The sequence below is a fragment of the Candidatus Nucleicultrix amoebiphila FS5 genome, from assembly GCF_002117145.1.
GTDB classification, from domain to species: Bacteria; Pseudomonadota; Alphaproteobacteria; order Caedimonadales; family Nucleicultricaceae; genus Nucleicultrix; species Nucleicultrix amoebiphila.
The window spans coordinates 380,035-396,099 of sequence record NZ_CP008743.1 but is presented as its reverse complement, the minus strand read 5'-3'; the positions used below and the strand labels follow the sequence as shown (position 1 = coordinate 396,099).

General features: G+C 40.7%; 15 protein-coding genes and 1 tRNA gene. 9 read left to right on the top strand and 7 right to left on the bottom strand.

All coding sequences use genetic code 11. From position 1 onward, the window contains the following. Positions 1-38: 38 nt before the first annotated feature. Positions 39-128 (bottom strand) — tRNA-Ser (locus GQ61_RS01805). A 72-nt stretch (positions 129-200) separates the two neighbouring features. Here GQ61_RS01805 and GQ61_RS01800 point away from each other — a divergent pair. From GQ61_RS01800 to GQ61_RS01770, 7 genes are all read left to right on the top strand, one after another. Beyond that, positions 201-1,010, top strand: coding sequence for a YdcF family protein (locus GQ61_RS01800; RefSeq protein ID WP_085783658.1), 810 nt, complete (start codon positions 201-203; stop codon positions 1,008-1,010). An 84-nt stretch (positions 1,011-1,094) separates the two neighbouring features. Then, entirely contained in the window at positions 1,095-2,084 is a 990-nt protein-coding gene (locus GQ61_RS01795; RefSeq protein ID WP_085783657.1) for a septal ring lytic transglycosylase RlpA family protein, read from the top strand. Positions 2,085-2,096: 12 nt separating this feature from the next. Further along, positions 2,097-3,224: a D-alanyl-D-alanine carboxypeptidase family protein gene (locus tag GQ61_RS01790; RefSeq protein ID WP_085783656.1), complete on the top strand. Its 1,128-nt coding sequence runs from the start codon at positions 2,097-2,099 to the stop codon at positions 3,222-3,224. Between the two features lie 3 nt (positions 3,225-3,227). Next, positions 3,228-3,872: a dTMP kinase gene (gene tmk / locus GQ61_RS01785; RefSeq protein WP_085783655.1), complete on the top strand. Its 645-nt coding sequence runs from the start codon at positions 3,228-3,230 to the stop codon at positions 3,870-3,872. Positions 3,873-3,880: 8 nt separating this feature from the next. Then, positions 3,881-4,915 (top strand): DNA polymerase III delta subunit-related protein, encoded by a 1,035-nt coding sequence (locus GQ61_RS01780; protein ID WP_198157372.1) that lies wholly within the window; start codon positions 3,881-3,883, stop codon positions 4,913-4,915. A 23-nt stretch (positions 4,916-4,938) separates the two neighbouring features. Beyond that, a complete protein-coding gene (gene metG, locus GQ61_RS01775; protein ID WP_085783653.1) occupies positions 4,939-6,465 on the top strand; it encodes a methionine--tRNA ligase in 1,527 nt (508 codons plus the stop codon). Positions 6,466-6,659: 194 nt separating this feature from the next. Then, the gene (locus GQ61_RS01770) at positions 6,660-8,033 is read left to right on the top strand and encodes an ankyrin repeat domain-containing protein (RefSeq protein WP_085783652.1); all 1,374 of its coding nucleotides are present in this window, start codon (positions 6,660-6,662) and stop codon (positions 8,031-8,033) included. A 77-nt stretch (positions 8,034-8,110) separates the two neighbouring features. Here the strand turns inward: GQ61_RS01770 and GQ61_RS01765 are convergent, their stop codons facing one another. The 6 genes from GQ61_RS01765 to rplU all read right to left on the bottom strand — a co-directional run bounded on the left by GQ61_RS01765 (position 8,111) and on the right by rplU (position 14,840). Next, positions 8,111-11,284, bottom strand: a complete 3,174-nt coding sequence (locus GQ61_RS01765) for a hypothetical protein (protein ID WP_085783651.1) — start codon at positions 11,282-11,284, stop codon at positions 8,111-8,113. 62 nt (positions 11,285-11,346) lie between these two features. Then, positions 11,347-12,147: an outer membrane protein gene (locus GQ61_RS01760; RefSeq protein WP_085783650.1), complete on the bottom strand. Its 801-nt coding sequence runs from the start codon at positions 12,145-12,147 to the stop codon at positions 11,347-11,349. Between the two features lie 239 nt (positions 12,148-12,386). Continuing rightward, complete coding sequence (gene rsfS, locus GQ61_RS01755; RefSeq protein ID WP_503413186.1) at positions 12,387-12,671, bottom strand: ribosome silencing factor; 285 nt, start codon at positions 12,669-12,671, stop codon at positions 12,387-12,389. A 170-nt stretch (positions 12,672-12,841) separates the two neighbouring features. Then, positions 12,842-13,843, bottom strand: coding sequence for a GTPase ObgE (obgE, locus tag GQ61_RS01750; RefSeq protein WP_085783648.1), 1,002 nt, complete (start codon positions 13,841-13,843; stop codon positions 12,842-12,844). A gap of 98 nt (positions 13,844-13,941) precedes the next feature. After that, positions 13,942-14,199 carry a 50S ribosomal protein L27 gene (rpmA, locus tag GQ61_RS01745; protein ID WP_085783647.1) on the bottom strand — a complete coding sequence of 86 codons (258 nt, stop codon included), beginning with the start codon at positions 14,197-14,199 and terminating at the stop codon, positions 13,942-13,944. A gap of 2 nt (positions 14,200-14,201) precedes the next feature. Then, the gene (gene rplU, locus GQ61_RS01740) at positions 14,202-14,840 is read right to left on the bottom strand and encodes a 50S ribosomal protein L21 (RefSeq protein ID WP_085783646.1); all 639 of its coding nucleotides are present in this window, start codon (positions 14,838-14,840) and stop codon (positions 14,202-14,204) included. Positions 14,841-15,007: 167 nt separating this feature from the next. On the opposite strand from rplU, the gene GQ61_RS01735 reads away from it, so the two are divergent. Beyond that, positions 15,008-15,277, top strand: coding sequence for a flagellar biosynthetic protein FliQ (locus tag GQ61_RS01735; RefSeq protein WP_085783645.1), 270 nt, complete (start codon positions 15,008-15,010; stop codon positions 15,275-15,277). A gap of 2 nt (positions 15,278-15,279) precedes the next feature. Further along, positions 15,280-16,056, top strand: coding sequence for a flagellar biosynthetic protein FliR (locus tag GQ61_RS01730; protein ID WP_085783644.1), 777 nt, complete (start codon positions 15,280-15,282; stop codon positions 16,054-16,056). The last annotated feature ends 9 nt before the right edge of the window (positions 16,057-16,065 follow it).

Here is a 16,065-nt window from a genome sequence, read left to right as displayed (position 1 = left end):
CTTTAGGACGAATCTGAAATTTCATTGAAACAAAAGAATGGCGGATGGGGTGGGATTCGAACCCACGAGACGCTTTCACGCCTGCCGGTTTTCAAGACCGGTGCCTTCAACCACTCGGCCACCCATCCTCTTGACTCTTCTTCTGATAACCGCGATTATGAGGCACGTCAAGATTTTAACCACATTAAGGGGCAGAAAAAGTGTTATTCGATAGTCTACGCTATCTTTCGGGGTTTATCATTCATATTGATAAGATTATTTTAGGGCTGTTTTTCATTGGGATTTTGCTGCTCTATACGGAAAAATTCTTCTTCCTGGGCAGGAAAATTTTTTCTCTGATAACCCTTATTTTTATCGGTTTGTGTGTTGTTCCAACGTCTCAATGGGTGGCGACCTATCTTGAAAACCGCTTTCCTCAAATTCAAAAAGTTCCCCAGGATGTTGTCGGAATGATTTTCTTAGGGGGGGGATTTGATAGTGAGACGTCGGGAGAACGCGGTATAACATGCTATAACATTGCGGCTGGACGGGTTATTGCGACTTTAGAGCTGGTGAAACAGCATCCCCATTTAAAGGTGGCATTTACCGGCGGCGGGGCACGCACGAATAATGCCCGCAGTGAAGCAGAAATGATGAAGAACTTATTCGAGAGTGTTGGGATTAACCCCCATCCTTTTATCTTTGAAAATCTGTCAAAGAATACCATTGAGAATGCCAAATTTCTGCACGGCATGGTCAAACCAAAAACGGGGGAAAAATGGCTCTTGGTAACGTCTGCTCTTCACATGCCCCGTGCTGTGGGACTTTTCCGCAAAGAAGGATGGGACATCGTCCCGTATCCCGTTGATTACCATACGTTAGGAGGGTATCCCTCCAAGCCGAACTTTGGTCTGAGTGGGGGATTCCAAGCCTGGGCCTATGTTTCCAAAGAGATCATTGCCATGGCTACGAACTATCTCTTAGGGTACAGTGATGAGTTTATTGCGTCGCCGCGCGAGAACACTCATTAAAGCCTATCAGGATTTGGGCTTTTCTTTTGGGACGAGAGCCGGTATATCTAGCTGTAGGGTCAACAAAAACATGAGGTGTGCGGGATGATGCTGTATCCAGAGCTCATTAAAAAACTATGGACAGTTACGTTACCAGTTGTTGTGGTTTTCCTTCTTCAAGGATGTAGCGGAATGAGTGAGATGCCGACATCCGCTTATAACAGTCTTAATACCCCCACCCATCCTAAATTCGCTAAAAGAGCTTATAATAAACCTTATGAAATTAAGGGGGAAACCTATGAGCCCCAGGGGTTTTATGAGTACAGTGAAACAGGGTTAGCGTCCTATTATGGCGGACGCGATGTTTTTCATGGACGTAAAACCTCTATGGGAGAAACCTTTGATAAGGATGGATTAACGGCGGCCCATAAAATTCTTCCCATCCCCTGCATCGTTCGTGTGACCAATGTTGAAAATGGTCGCAGCATTAAAGTAAAGATTAATGATCGGGGCCCTTTTGTGAAAGGGCGCATTATTGATGTTTCTGAAAAGACGGCCAAACTTCTCGGGTTTTATTCTAAAGGTGTTGCACAAGTAAAAGTGGATGTCTGTCTGAATGATACCATTCAACTGGTCAATGCGATGCCTGATCCTAGCAAAAAAACTGTCCTTGCTAAAAATGACCGCAAGAAACAGCCCAAGCCAAGAGTTCTCGCTCAAAATACAAAATCCAGGCCTCAGCAGGCTCCTTTGAAAGGCAACAAGAAAATTATGTTGGCTAAAGCTGAACCCAAACAAGGGGGCATGCAAAAGGCCAGTAAAACAATCAAAGGCGGCAAGGGGAAAAATATTTTTGTGCAAGCTGGAGGATATAAACAGCTTGCGAGCGCTAAAGGGGCAGTGCAACGTTTGAAAGGACTTTATCCCGATGTGCCTTTAAAGGTTCAACAAAGTAAGGCGTCGAGTGCAAGCAAAGCGGCGCAATTTAGGATTTTGGTGGGTCCTGTAGACTCCAACGAACAAGCGCAACTCATTGTTCAAAAACTGAATGGGTTGGGGAATCAAAGTCGTATTGTGACGATTAATCAAGGGTAACGCGAGAAGGCTATGCGCAGGTTTATACTAAAGATAGTGTTAAGTTTCTTTTTGGGATTGGGAAGTTCGGTTCAAGCTTTAGATCTTCATTCTAATCAGGCCATCTTAATTGATATGATGACTAATACAGTGTTGTTTGAGAAGAATTCTGATCAAAAAGTATATCCTTCATCCATGACAAAGATGATGACAGTTTATCTGGCTTTTGAAGATTTAAAGGCGGGGCGCTTGGATCCGGAACAGACTTTTGTCATCAGTAAAGAAGCCTGGAAAAAAGAAGGGTCAAAAACTTTTATTGATGTGGGGAGTTCCGTTCGCGTTATTGATCTCTTAAGAGGCGTGATTGTTCAATCTGGGAACGATGCAGCGATTGCATTAGCGGAGGGGATTGGCGGAACGGAAGCTTCTTTTGCAGAACGGATGACGAAAAAAGCCCATGATCTAGGCGCAGTAAACACAACTTTTAAAAATGCAAGTGGTTGGCCAGATCCAGAACATCTCTCAACGGTGCGTGATTTAGCGATCATTGCGGAAAGTACCATAAGAGATTTTCCTGAATATTATAAACTTTATGGTGAACGGGAATTTACCTATAACAATATCCATCAAATGAATCGTAACCCATTATTATACGCTAATTATGGCGCTGACGGACTGAAAACAGGACACACAGACCTGGGAGGATATGGCGTTGCAGCTTCGACAGTTCAGGATGGTCGACGCCTGGTTTTAGTGATTAATGGGGCTCCTGGCGTGAAGGAACGCGCTGAAGATGCAAAAGCCTTGGCTCAATGGGGATACACATATTTTGCGACACCGCTTCTTTATAAGGTGGGCGATGTTGTCGAAAAGGCTGATGTTTGGATGGGGACTGAACCAACAGTCGCTGTAACAGTGACCGAAAATCTTCATGTCACTTTGCCACGGCAAAGTCTCAAGGATTTAAAAGTTGAAGTGACTTATAAAAATCCCATCCCTGCTCCTATTAAGATTGGTGAGACGGTTGGAAAAATTTTGATATCCGCACCAGGACTTGAGCCACGTGAAGTTGAACTTGTTGCCGCTCATGCAGTTGACCGTGCCGGATTCTTAAAACGAATTCGTGATTCTTTCTATTATCTCCTGTGGGGGCATAATTAAAGAATGTCCTTGGGCAAATTTATTACCCTTGAAGGTGGCGAGGGCACAGGAAAATCAACACAAGCGAAACTCTTAAGAGCATATCTGGAAAGTTGTGGGCTTCAGGTTGTCCTGACGCGCGAACCAGGGGGAAGCCCTGGCGCAGAGCTGATCAGACATCTTTTAGTTGAGGGGGCGCCAGATCGTTGGGATCCGCTGAGTGAATATCTTTTGTTTAGTGCCGCGCGACGCAATCACGTGCAAAATACTATTGTGCCAGCCCTTACCGAGGGATGTTGGGTCATATGCGATCGTTTTTACGACTCTTCGCGCGTTTACCAAGGGGTTGCCCGTGGTCTTAATTTAGAGTTTATGGATAACGTTTACGAAATGGTTGCAGAGGGAATTGTGCCGGATCTCACGTTTCTTTTTGATCTGCCCGCTGAACTCGGTCATGACCGTGTGCAAGTACGTATGGGTAGAGAAGATCGCTTCGAACAAATGGGAGTAGCCTTTCATCAAAAGGTTCGCAATGCTTATTTAAAGCTTGCAGAAGGGAATCCCGATCGTTTTAGAGTGATTGATGCGCGGGGATATCCTGAAGCGATTGCAGATGACGTGATCAAGGTATTAGTGAGTAAGTTTCCCGAGCTTCATTCTCGATCATGAGCACAGCCATGCACCCGCGTTTCACGCCTTTTTTGAGTGGCTTTGAAGAACAAACCACTCTCTTAAAAAGTGCCTTTAAACAACAAAGATTTCCCCATGCCTTGCTCTTAACAGGTCCTAAAGGGGTAGGGAAGGCGACGTTTTCTTATCATATCGCTCGGGCTTTGTTATCTGGTGATTTTGAGGCTTTCGACCTTAGTCCAAAAACCCCTTTGTTTCAGAGGGTCGCTGCCGAAGCTCATGGAGATTTGTTTGTGCTTGAGCGTGATTTGCAAGGTCAAAATAAGCGCGATATTAGTGTGCAAGATGTCCGCCAAACCGTCTCATTCTTGCAGAAAACAGCGTTTGAAGGGGGGTGGCGGATTGCTATCGTAGATAGTGTGAATGAATTGAATAAAAATGCTGCTAACGCGCTGCTTAAAAGTTTGGAAGAGCCTCCAGAGAAAACATTGCTTATTTTGATTCATCATGGCTCTGGCGGGATCTTGCCGACTTTACGGTCGCGATGCCAACGGCTTGAATGTTCCTCTCACACTGAATCATCGACACAGGAAATTCTTGAACGTTTTCTCTCACCTCTATCCCCGGTTGATTTAAAGCTGTTAAAATGTTTTGCAAATGGGGCGCCGGGAACAGCAATTCGGTTAAAAATAGCGCATGGTGATCTTTTTCAAGCCTATGTTGAACTTCTAAAAAACCTTAGTCAACAACGGTTTTCATCAGCTTTTCACTTTGTTGAAAAGTACCTTTTAAAAAAGATGGATGATAAAGTCGACGACCCCTTTGATGTTTTTCGGTTGCTCTTTGATTGGGGATTAAGTCGTTTGGTTTCTGTTGCAACCAACAGTCTTCAAGAAGAAGCCTATCAAGGTGAAATTGAACATTTAACAAAGCTTTTGGAAATAGTGCCTCTTGCTAAATTGCCTGGAATTTGGGCGAAGGGACATAAATTATTGCGCGACGCGCGCATTTATAATTTTGACACCAAGCACACCTTTATCTGTATTTTTTCCGAATTTACCGCTAATAGTAAAGCTGTTTAAGGATAAAACGGCAAGGTTGAACGATGTCACAAAAAATCTCTTATATTACGACTCCCATTTATTATGTGAATGACATTCCTCATATTGGGCATGCCTATACGAGTTTGGCTGCGGATGTTCTAGCCCGCTTTCAACGTCTTAATGGAGTACGGGTGTTGTTTATGACAGGGACAGATGAGCATGGTCAAAAAGTTGAAAAATCGGCCCATGCAGCCGACCTTGATCCCAAAGAATTTGTGGATAGAGTTTCTGAACGTTTTCAGGACTTACATCAAAAACTTAATATCTCTAATGATCTTTTTATGCGCACAACAGATCCTAAACATATTTTATCTGCTCAGGAAATGTGGCGTAGGATTGAACAAAATGGTCATATCTATAAAGGAAGTTATCAAGGTTGGTATGCAGTTCGTGATGAAGCCTATTATGCGGAAAAAGAACTGATCGATGGCAAAGCCCCCACAGGTGCAGATGTGGAATGGGTTGAAGAACCATGTTATTTTTTTAGACTTTCGTCATGGCAAGAGAATCTTTTAAAATTTTATAAGGAGAATCCCAATTTTATTGGTCCGGAAAGTCGTCGCAATGAAGTGTTGAGATTTGTTGAAGACGGGTTAAAGGATCTTTCAATCTCTCGATCAACATTCAAGTGGGGAGTGCCTGTTCCTGGTGATATGGATCATGTGATGTATGTGTGGATAGAAGCTTTGTCTATTTATGTGACAGCTCTTGGTTTTCCGAATGATCAGAGCGAAACGTTTAAGAATTTTTGGCCGACTTCGTTACACTTAATGGGAAAAGATATCGTCCGATTTCATGCAGTTTACTGGCCGGCCATGTTAATGGCCGCTGGTCTTACGCCCCCTAAACGTATTTTCGCCCATGGCTGGTGGACGAATGAAGGTCAGAAAATCTCAAAATCTCTTGGCAACGTTATTGATCCTTATAAGCTTATGGGAGAATTTGGTGTAGATCCTGTGCGCTATTTTCTTTTAAGAGAAGTTCCTTTTGGTCAGGATGGTGATTTTTCACGAACTGCGCTGATTCAGCGAGTTAATTCTGATTTAGCAAACGATTTGGGAAATCTTGTACAACGCGTTCTCTCATTTATTAATAAAAATGCTGATGCAAGGGTACCTTTAAAAGGCGATTTGACAGAGGCAGACCAAGCCCTGCTTACAAAAATGAATCAAATTCTAGAGGATTGTCGAAAATACGCAGAATCTCAGGCACTTAATAAGATGCTCGAAGCGATATGGGAAGGAGTAGGTGAAGCTAATCGATACGTTGATAGCGAGCAACCATGGTCTTTGCGCAAGACTGATATTACTCGCATGAATACAGTTCTTTATGTTTTGGCTGAAGTGATTCGTCGCTTAGGTTTGTTAACGATGCCTTTTATGCCAACAGCAGCAGAAAAAATTCTTGATTACGTTGGTGCTGATCAACAGTCTAGATCACTCGTTGATTGGGAGAAACATATCCTCATTCCTGGGGCTCAATTACCAAAACCTGAGGGAGTTTTTCCTAGGATTGTTGAAAAAGAATAAAAGTAAGTTTTTTTAAATAATAAATTTTTTGAATGCATTGATTTAAAGGGTTTCGTTAAATAAAAGCCATAGAAAACTTAATGAACAAAAATCAAAATGTTGACATTGTGTAAAAAATAAAGTAACCACCAAAGATATAAGATAGTAATTTTCAAAAATTAAATTTACCAATATTTTCTCCTAAGGGTTACTTCATGAACGTATACAAACTCACTGTATCTAAAAGCATTTTTAAAATTTTAAGCCTCGCGATTGTTTTTGCAGGCTCATTTTTAGTGTCTCCTCTTGTGCTTGCCTCTGAAGATTTGTCACAAGAGTCTGTCGATTCTTCTCTCTCAATAGCTTTACATCGGCTTTCTCTTGATGATAAAAAAGAACAAGAGCAAGGGTCTCTTGAAATTTTAAAGCTCACTGAAAAACTGTGTGATGCTCCTGAAATTATTCTTCTGGCGACATGTTCAGTATGGCAATCTTTTCCGCAGCACATTGATAAAGTTGTAAATGCAGTAAAAATCTTATGGGGAAAAAACACTCATTTATCTGAGTCTCTACGTTTCAACTTTATCAAATATCTGTATTGGGGAAGAAATGAGCAAGCAAGAACCCATGCGCTTAGTCTGCTTACTCAAGAAGGATTTGATAAAATTCATGATGAAGACGGTACGACCATTCTGCATACAGCTGCTGAGTATGATGATGAAGAAGCTTTCCTCTTTTTTTCGAGTGCAGGAATCAGCATTGCTGCAGAAGGGAAAGATAAAATTAGACCTATTCATACAGCTTCTACAAGTGATGCAAGAAAAGTACTGAAAATCCTTATAGAGCGTGGTGAGAATGTCAATATTCCTGCTCAGGACGGAACAACCCCCTTGCATTTTGCTGCAGGAGGGAATGCTGTTCATGCTATTGAAATGCTATGTGAAGCAGGGGCTAATCTCGAGGCAATGCGAGGAGAGTATGCACCTATTCATTGGGCGATTCTTAAAGATGCCCCTCTTTCATTTGTTGCTTTACAAAAGCGTGGCGCAAAGTTTGGTAATGTAGGGGAGGGATTTACGCCTATACATCTTGCTGCAATTGCGGATGCGTATTACGTCACTGAATTGCTTTATACTCTTGGCTTTCATCCTGATTCAGAAACAAGAGTTGGCACAACTCCTTTAAGTGTTGCAGCTCAATATAACTGTCTTAATGCAATGGAAGCCTTATATAATATTGGATGTAATATTCGTAAAACATCAAAAAATAAGTCAACGTCTCTTCATCTTGCTGTGAGCAAAGGGTGCTTAGAGAGTGTTATCTTTTTGCATAAAAAAGGCGCTGACTTGATGGTCAAAAATGAAGATGGAAAAACCCCTTTAGAATTAGCCACAGAAGACACGCCTATCTATCGCTATTTAAAAGACGCTCAACAAATGTCTTTCAATAGAGGGATTCCTTCTCTATTTCTCCAAGCATCAAAAGCAATTAATCAAGCGCTTATGACTGGGGATCTTCAGAAGGAGAAGATAGATCTGCTTCCTGATATTTTAAGGTTTCGCTTTTATTATAGGTCTGAAGATCAGTAAGTTTAAATCCCATGAACTCTTTTAAAAGAGCTCATGGGATTTTTTACGAACAATAGCGTTCTTTGAACGCTTGTAGCTTACTTAATTGGGTCTGGAATACCCAATGCCCGAGCGGCTTCTGTCATACCAAGGCCCTCATCGTTCATTTTTGTAGCGATCTGCTGGGCTTGTTCTTCCGTATAGCCAGCTTTTTTAGCAGAATTAACTTTGAAGTTATGTGCGGGCGAGAAAGAAGAAGAAGAGGGAAGCGTGGCGGCATTGGAGCTTGAGGCAGATGCGCTTCCTCCACCTGATGAAGATGAGACAGGTGGTAATTTAGAGTTATCAACAACCAGCGATGCCAGAGCACTTAAAGAAGCGGGTAATTTACCAGAGATGCTAACCAGTATATTAACATCGTTTCCTAGAACCCCGTCTAACCTTGAAAGAGCTTCATTATTTCTTTGCTTTTTCTCAGCCAATTGATTCAACATTTCCTCATAGTGAGAAATTAAACGTTTTATGCTATCTTCTTGGGTTCTTACAAAGGTCTTCTCGTTTGCGGCTTTCTGAGCTTTAATCTCTGTTTCATCGCGAGATTGCTTCTTATTATCATCTTCGACTTGAGCTTTTCTTGCTTGAAGAACTAAGATCGCAGCTCTCAAGTAAAAATAGTTAACCAAATCGGGGATAAGTTTGACACTGTCTTCAGCACTCGCAATTCCTTTGAATTCAGCTAAATTAGAGGCTTCTTTGTTGAATGCTGTAGAGGTTGTCCGACTGAGACTTGTTTCTGTCTTAAGAATTTCCTCTAGTTTTTGTAGATCGTCAGTTGATACATCAGGACCACGCCATAGATCAGTTGGCAGGATCCCTTCACGATTACCATCAGCACCTATTTTACTGAAGCTTTCTTGCAAAGCTTTTTCAAGCACTTCTTTAGGAATTTCTAGCGCTCTTTTAGGCTTTTCAATAGGTTTTGTAGTTGATGCGCCAGAGGAAGAAGCAGTCCCACTTGTAGGCACTATGAGAATATCTTCAATTAAAACTTTATTTGGTCCAGTAAGTTCAAAAGGATTTCCTACAAGCGTACGTACTTTTTCAGCCATATCTATATATTGAGGAATAATTTCTTGTTCTAATTTTTTCTGCGGACTTCCTAAGTTCTTAACTATTTGTAACTTGTTAAAGAAACTTTGAACGGCTGTTAATACGTCGGGAGTGATCGCTTTTGGTGGTAATTCAGTGAACCTTTTTATTAAATTATTTATAAAGAGTTTATGCTCACTTTCTACTTCGGCAACAACATTTAGAGGTATTTTATTAGCCCCCAATTTTCCACGATTCAAAGATACGAGGTTGAGCTGTTCTGTTAAATATTTATTGAGTTGTTCATGGGGTGATTCCTCAGGAACTGAACTTGCAGCCTCTTGAGCTGGTCCTTTGCCAGACCCTTCTACTTTTTTGGGCTCATACACTGTTCTTAAAATACCAGCACTGAGACTATCTTCAACAAATTTGGGGAGTTTTCCAGCCCCCAAATTTCTTAGATCCTCGATAACTAATTTAAGCATTTCGTCCACAACGTCTGTGTTGAGTTCTAACTTTTTGCGCTCTAATTCATTTTTTTCTTCTGTCAGAGTGCTGATTCGCTCAGAGTATTGTCTTATTTTATTGGCATTACGTTCAGGGTCCGTAGCGATCAGTTTTTTAGATCTTTCATCGAGGGCCTTTATTTCCGTAACTTTACTAGCAATGGCTTCATCTTCACCACTTCCAATACCTTCTCTATATGTTGTCAGAAGTTCTGCAACAAAGCGGAGTTCGAGGTAAGGCGCTAAAATACGTTCTCTAAACTCTCTACTTTCCTCTGAATTAAATTTAGAAGGAGGAATATTGCCATGAGTCTTCCCCAATGTTTCAAGTTCTTTGTGAACGCTGGCCATTTTCATGACATCACTTATGTTATCCTGGAAAGTAGTTACGAGTTTTGATTTGGCTTCTTCGTTAACCTTTGCCCAAACCCCCTTTGCTGCAGTGCTATTAGGAAGTTTCCAAAGGTGTGCTTCATCACCTACTACGTTTCCTAAGATTTCAGGGATGACTGAAAGCACCGCAGCAGCAACAGTTGATTGCTCTTTAGGAGTCGTTTCTGGTTTCTTTGGTGCGTCAGAAGAGGATGTCGCTGTCTGAGTGCGTGGCATGATAACGTTTGCGACCGTTAAAGTTGGTCCCTTTAATTCAAAAGGATTTCCTCCACTATGAATAAAGTTTTCTAAATCTTCAGTTCGCTTTTCATACTTTTCTATAAATACTTCTAAAAACCTTTTTCTTTCTTCTAAATCTTTTGCACTTGCTCCTTTTGCTGGCATATCGAGAGAGTTAAAATCAGTTCCTGTATTGAGCCTAGAAAACATCGTTGTAAATGACGCTCTTAGTTTTACTGGATCTGTGGCCGCATCTGGATGTGCTTTTAAAAATTCTTTAAAAGCGTCCATAAATTCACCATAGATGAGAACCCACTGATGAATTCTGCCGGCAGGTAAATGTTGTTTCTTTTCTGCATCTTTCTTAAAATCATTCTTTTTATCGTCAAATAATTTTTCAAGAGCCGTTAGCGCTTCAGCGCGTATTTGCGCAGGAGATTTCATAGCAGGGGCGCCCGGTCCCACAGATGGCGCTTTAGGGGGTGGCGGTCCTCCTCGAGATGGTTCAGATGGGGTGCTAGAACTAGCTTGAGAGGGTAAACTTAGTGGAGGAGGAAGATGAGGTAAAGGAAGAGCAGCAGGTTCTTTGAGTCTTGTTTCTACTTTCTGAATGTCTTGGAGGAGCTTTGTTTTTAAGCCTCTTATAATTTCTGCTTGATCTTCGCCTTTTAAACGTCCTAGGAGATTATCTAATTCTTGCACGCCCTTATTGAGTTCTTTTAATTCTGCTGTATCAGCAGCTCTTTGGGCAACGCCTACGGGAAGGCTTCCCTTTTCTTTAATGCGTTCTTCGATCTGTTTTTCTTGTATGCTAAGATCAGAAACGCGTTTTGAGAGTTCATCAACTTGCTTAAGAAGCTCTTGGGATCCACCAGAAGACAACAAACGTCGTCTTCTAATTTCGGCATTGATATCTTCAATCGATTTTCCTTGTGTCCTAAGGTCTCTAGCCAAAAGCCTTTCTTCTGTTGTATTGGCAATTAATGTTGCGTAAGCAACATAAGGCGTACTTAACAATAATGCAGTTCCTAATAGAATTCGATGTGTTGTTTTATAATTACTCATTCTATGCTCCTCAAACCGACAACTCTTACTATATTTATAAATTGGAAATGGTTAAGAAGCTGCTAAATTTTAATAAGCAATCCAATTTTTTGAGTAAAGATTGAAGGTTTTATCCTAAATCTATTAATATCCTCAGGAGCGCCACCGGTGTTTGCCCTAGATATAAGTTGTGATTCTTTATATCTCTCATAACTTAAAGTACCAACAATGGAAAAGTGAGGAGATAAAGCGTATTCAACACCAACGGAAGGAGCAAAGCTATATTTAGTTTCATTTTTAGAAAAACTTCTTATCTCATGAAGATTGTTATTTTCTACGACTGATACTTTTGTTTTAAATCTTGAAATTCCCAGGCCAAGCTTGGCAAAAACATGAAAATTATTTTTGAAAGCCCATCCAAGGACAAGAGAAGGAATAATTACAGAACGCCTCTCAAGAGTTGGGTTAAATAATCCAGGTAAATTACCTAAACCGGGTTCTGTGAAAAAAAATGTATTAGTAAGTCTATGGTTGGCAAATGAAAATGCGACTTCCACACCAGGGAAAAATCCGTTAGAGCAAAGATAACGACCTCCAATCATTACTTCACTTACTAATGTTGCATTGGAAACAGATTTATCACTTGAATGCGCGGTAGTATTAAAAAGAGGATCATTAGGATCCCATGTATCTGACATACGACCACTCATGTAACTCAACCCTTCTTGCACGCCAAGATAGACTCCAGACTTATAATGAGAAGCTTTTGAGGGGGGAGCGCCTAATGCAGCTATGTTTACATGGGCGAGGAGGGGCTGACAAGAAAATGCTGAGACTAAGAATGCTGAACATAAAATGGAATTAAAAGAATATTTTTTAGTCATGAATTCACCCTGTTTTTATTTAACTTTTAATAAAAATTAAGTCATTTTTAAGGGTTGTGCAAGGTATTTCGTTGTCACTCAAGATGAATGTGAGCAGAAACTACAGGAATTTTTAACGCGTATTTGTTCAATCAATAAGACAAAATAAAAAAAGATCTAGTGTGCTTTGGATCAGCTCGAGATAGTGAAGAACAGCCAAAGATTGAACGAGAGAAAAAGATAATAGAGCGCAACAAACATTAGTTCAGACGGGCCTCTGGCACATCTTTAAAGTTTGCTTGCCACATTTTTTCTAGATTATAAAATTCACGGACCTCAGGTCTAAATAAATGAATGATTACGTCACCCGCATCCACCAAAATCCAGTCACTGTTTGGTTGTCCTTCGATTTGAATGTGTTGAATGCCATTTTTTTCAAGAAAATCTTTAAGTTTGCTGCCAAGAGCACTGATATGCTTTTGGGATAAGCCACTTGCGATAACGAGACAGTCTGTGATTGTGGATTTGGATTTTAGGTCAATCAGGGTTATGTTTTCCGCTTTATTCTCATCAAGAAAACGACAAATGACTTTATTAAGATCCTGTTTCGGTATAACCAGGCGTTTTAAAGTCTGAATGGGAGTCCTCCGTTCGTTATTACCCTATACTTTTATTATACCTTAAAACAAAAATAAAAAAAATATATTCAATCAATTCAGTCGGTTTTCTGTGCTTTTTGAATCTCTTGATGTGCTTGCCACAAGACCTCTTCAACCCCATGTCCTGAATGACCAGAAACAGTATAGATTTTCTTTTTCGTAAGTTTTTCTAAGGTCTTTTGTTTTTGTTTTATCTCTTCAGGTAAGAGGGCGTCAATTTTGTTTAAAACAATAATTTCAGGTTTATGGATAAGATCATGTCCATAGGCTTCCAGTTCGTGACGAATCGTATTGTAGGGGACGGTAACGTCTTCTAAGGTAGCATCGATAAGATGAATCATCACGCGACAGCGTTCCACATGACCTAAAAAGCGATCCCCGAGACCGATACCCTCGTGAGCACCTTCTATCAATCCTGGAAGGTCCGCCAGAACAAACTCAGCACCTTTTAAGTGAATGACTCCCAATTGAGGAGCGAGAGTCGTAAAGGGATAGTCCGCAATTTTGGGTTTAGCGTGAGTCGTCGCCGCTAAAAAAGTCGATTTTCCGGCATTTGGTAATCCAATAAGGCCAGCATCTGCAATAAGTTTTAAATGGAGCCATATCCATAATTCTTCTGCAGGACGCCCTGGATCCGCTCTTCTAGGGGCTTGATTTGTAGATGATTTAAAATGAGTATTTCCACGTCCACCAAAGCCTCCGCGGGCGAGAATTACTTTTTGTCCTGGCTCTTTAAGATCTGCGAGTAAAGTTTGTTTGTCTTCATAATAGATTTGAGTGCCTACCGGTACTTTCAAGATACAATCTTTTCCATCAGCTCCGGTGCGGTTTCTTCCCATGCCTTGTTGGCCTACCTCTGCTTTGAAATGTTGCTGATAGCGATAATCAATCAGGGTATTGAGATTTTCTACCGCAATGGCAACTACATCGCCCCCTTTACCACCGTCTCCACCGTCTGGACCGCCAAATTCAATGAATTTTTCACGACGAAAACTTACGCAACCATCGCCCCCTTTACCGCTTTTTATGAAAATTTTAGCTTGATCGAGAAATTTCATCGTGCATTTTCTATTAAAAAAATAAACCCCTTAAGCCGAAATCAGCGGCTATAGAGGTTTATAAAAACTCTGCAGGGATGATACCTGCTGAACAAGTGTTAATTAAGAGCTTCAACTGAAACGTAGCGTTTCCCTTTAAACCCTGAATGAAACTTTACTTTGCCTTCAACAACAGCAAAAATCGTATGATCCTTACCTATGTCTACGTTGCGTCCTGGATGAAACTGAGTTCCTCTTTGGCGAACAATAATGTTGCCTGAGATTACATGTTCTCCCCCAAACTTCTTAACACCTAGGCGTCGACCTGCTGAATCGCGTCCGTTTCTAGAACTACCACCGGCTTTCTTATGGGCCATCGTTATTCTCCTTTAGATTTTGCAGGGGACTTTTTCTTTGTGGTCCCCGCTGACTTTTTATCTGTAGATGAATCTTTTTCCGTTGCCTTAGCTTTAGGAGTAGTCGCTTTTTTCTCTGACACTGCCTTGGCTTCTTTTGTTGCTACTTCAGCTTTTTTAACGTTCTCTTGTGCATTAAGAGACTCAGTTTTTGATTGAGGCTTAGCAGCTGATTTTGTTGGCTTTTTTGTAGAAGCTGTAGAAGGCTTAGCTTTCTTTGCAGTCTTTGTTTCCGTCAGAACGGCTTTTTCCTTAATGATAGGCTTATTTTGAGCAGGGTTTGAAGAACCATTTACAACGATATCTTCAATCCAAAGACATGTGAGATGTTGTTTATGACCGTTTTTACGGCGAGAATTTTGGCGACGACGCTTTTTGAAAACAATAAGCTTTTCTCCACGCTTTTGCTCGACAATCATGGCCTTTATTTCTGATTTACCACTGAGGGAGTTTCCTGCGGTTACTCCCTTATCATTGCTTACCATCAGCACTTCAGTTAAATTAACGCTTGTGCCTGGGTTTCCCTCAAGTTTCTCCACGGTGATAACGTCACCTGGAGAGATTTTGTACTGCTTTCCGCCGCTTTTAATAACTGCAAACATTTTAAACTCTTTATATAGCTTAGGTTCTATAACAAACACTTCTAACGGATGTTTTTCAAAACATCAAACAAAAACGGTTTACAACGAATATTTGCGTTGAATGTGAAAATCTGAGTATAATCGTATGAGTTGAATGTCAAGATTTTTCGAAAAAAAAATATAAAAAAATGACAGCGTCTGAGGTTATTGAAATTAGTCGGGAGTCTTTAATGATCCTCTTAAAAGTCGGAGGACCCATTATGGCTGTAGCTTTGATCACAGGTCTTTTGATTTCTTTTATCCAAGCTTTGACTCAAATTCAAGAAATGACCATTGCTTTCGTTCCCAAGATTATCGCGACTTTTGCAGCTCTTTTCTTTGGGTTACCTCTAATAGGTAACGTATTTGGGCGTTTTGCAACTGAAATATTCAATCGCATTGCTACAATAGGGCATTAGGTATGAGCAAGATGCACTTCTTGCTAAATGATTTTTATGCTTTTTTGATCGTTTTCGCGCGATTGGGGGGATTAATTTTCTTATTACCAGGATTTGCGGAGAATTATGTAAATCCTAGAATTAGGGTGTTAATAGCTTTAACGACAGCTTTTCTTTTAGCGCCAATCTTAGCGCACAAAATTCCTGGGATGCCCCATGAGCCCTTTGAGTTTTTTATTGTGTTTTTAACGGAATTCTTGGTGGGGTATTTTGCAGGTATCCTTGTCAGGATAATGATTTCCTCATTTGAAATGGCTGGAGCCCTAATGGGGTATCAAATGAACTTAGCTAATGCTTTTGCAGAAGGGCCAGCTTCTTCACAACAAGTGGCTTTACCTGGTGTGTTTTTAGGTCTTATGGCTGTTCTTTTGATATTTGTTACGGATTTGCATCACCTGTATTTTCGAATGTTTGTTCAAAGTTATGAGGTTTTTCGCCCCGTCGATCCCTTAAGTCTTACTTTGATGGCCCAGGATATATTAAAAACCATTACAAACTTTTTAATGGCAAGTATTGTGTTATCTGTGCAAATTTCAGCTCCCGTTCTTATGATAGGGCTTTTGTTGCATGCTAGCTCGGGGTTTATAAGTCGATTGATGCCGCAAGTGCAAATTTTCTTTATTATTCAACCTTTACAAATCGCCGTTGGTTTCACAATTTTGTGGCTGTCAATTGGTGTTATCATGCCTTTCTTTCTCGAGAAATTTGAAACTGCTATTAGCACTTTGTCTGCAGAGTAGGGAAGAAGT

Bases quoted from the DNA above. Each gene is read 5' to 3' on its own strand.
- GQ61_RS01795 (WP_085783657.1), top strand. From the start codon at position 1,095: ATGATGCTGTATCCAGAGCTCATTAAAAAACTATGGACAGTTACGTTA.
- GQ61_RS01790 (WP_085783656.1), top strand. From the start codon at position 2,097: ATGCGCAGGTTTATACTAAAGATAGTGTTAAGTTTCTTTTTGGGATTG.
- tmk (WP_085783655.1), top strand. From the start codon at position 3,228: ATGTCCTTGGGCAAATTTATTACCCTTGAAGGTGGCGAGGGCACAGGA.
- GQ61_RS01780 (WP_198157372.1), top strand. From the start codon at position 3,881: ATGCACCCGCGTTTCACGCCTTTTTTGAGTGGCTTTGAAGAACAAACC.
- metG (WP_085783653.1), top strand. From the start codon at position 4,939: ATGTCACAAAAAATCTCTTATATTACGACTCCCATTTATTATGTGAAT.
- GQ61_RS01770 (WP_085783652.1), top strand. From the start codon at position 6,660: ATGAACGTATACAAACTCACTGTATCTAAAAGCATTTTTAAAATTTTA.
- GQ61_RS01765 (WP_085783651.1), bottom strand. From the start codon at position 11,284: ATGAGTAATTATAAAACAACACATCGAATTCTATTAGGAACTGCATTA.
- GQ61_RS01760 (WP_085783650.1), bottom strand. From the start codon at position 12,147: ATGACTAAAAAATATTCTTTTAATTCCATTTTATGTTCAGCATTCTTA.
- obgE (WP_085783648.1), bottom strand. From the start codon at position 13,843: ATGAAATTTCTCGATCAAGCTAAAATTTTCATAAAAAGCGGTAAAGGG.
- rpmA (WP_085783647.1), bottom strand. From the start codon at position 14,199: ATGGCCCATAAGAAAGCCGGTGGTAGTTCTAGAAACGGACGCGATTCA.
- rplU (WP_085783646.1), bottom strand. From the start codon at position 14,840: ATGTTTGCAGTTATTAAAAGCGGCGGAAAGCAGTACAAAATCTCTCCA.
- GQ61_RS01735 (WP_085783645.1), top strand. From the start codon at position 15,008: ATGACAGCGTCTGAGGTTATTGAAATTAGTCGGGAGTCTTTAATGATC.
- GQ61_RS01730 (WP_085783644.1), top strand. From the start codon at position 15,280: ATGAGCAAGATGCACTTCTTGCTAAATGATTTTTATGCTTTTTTGATC.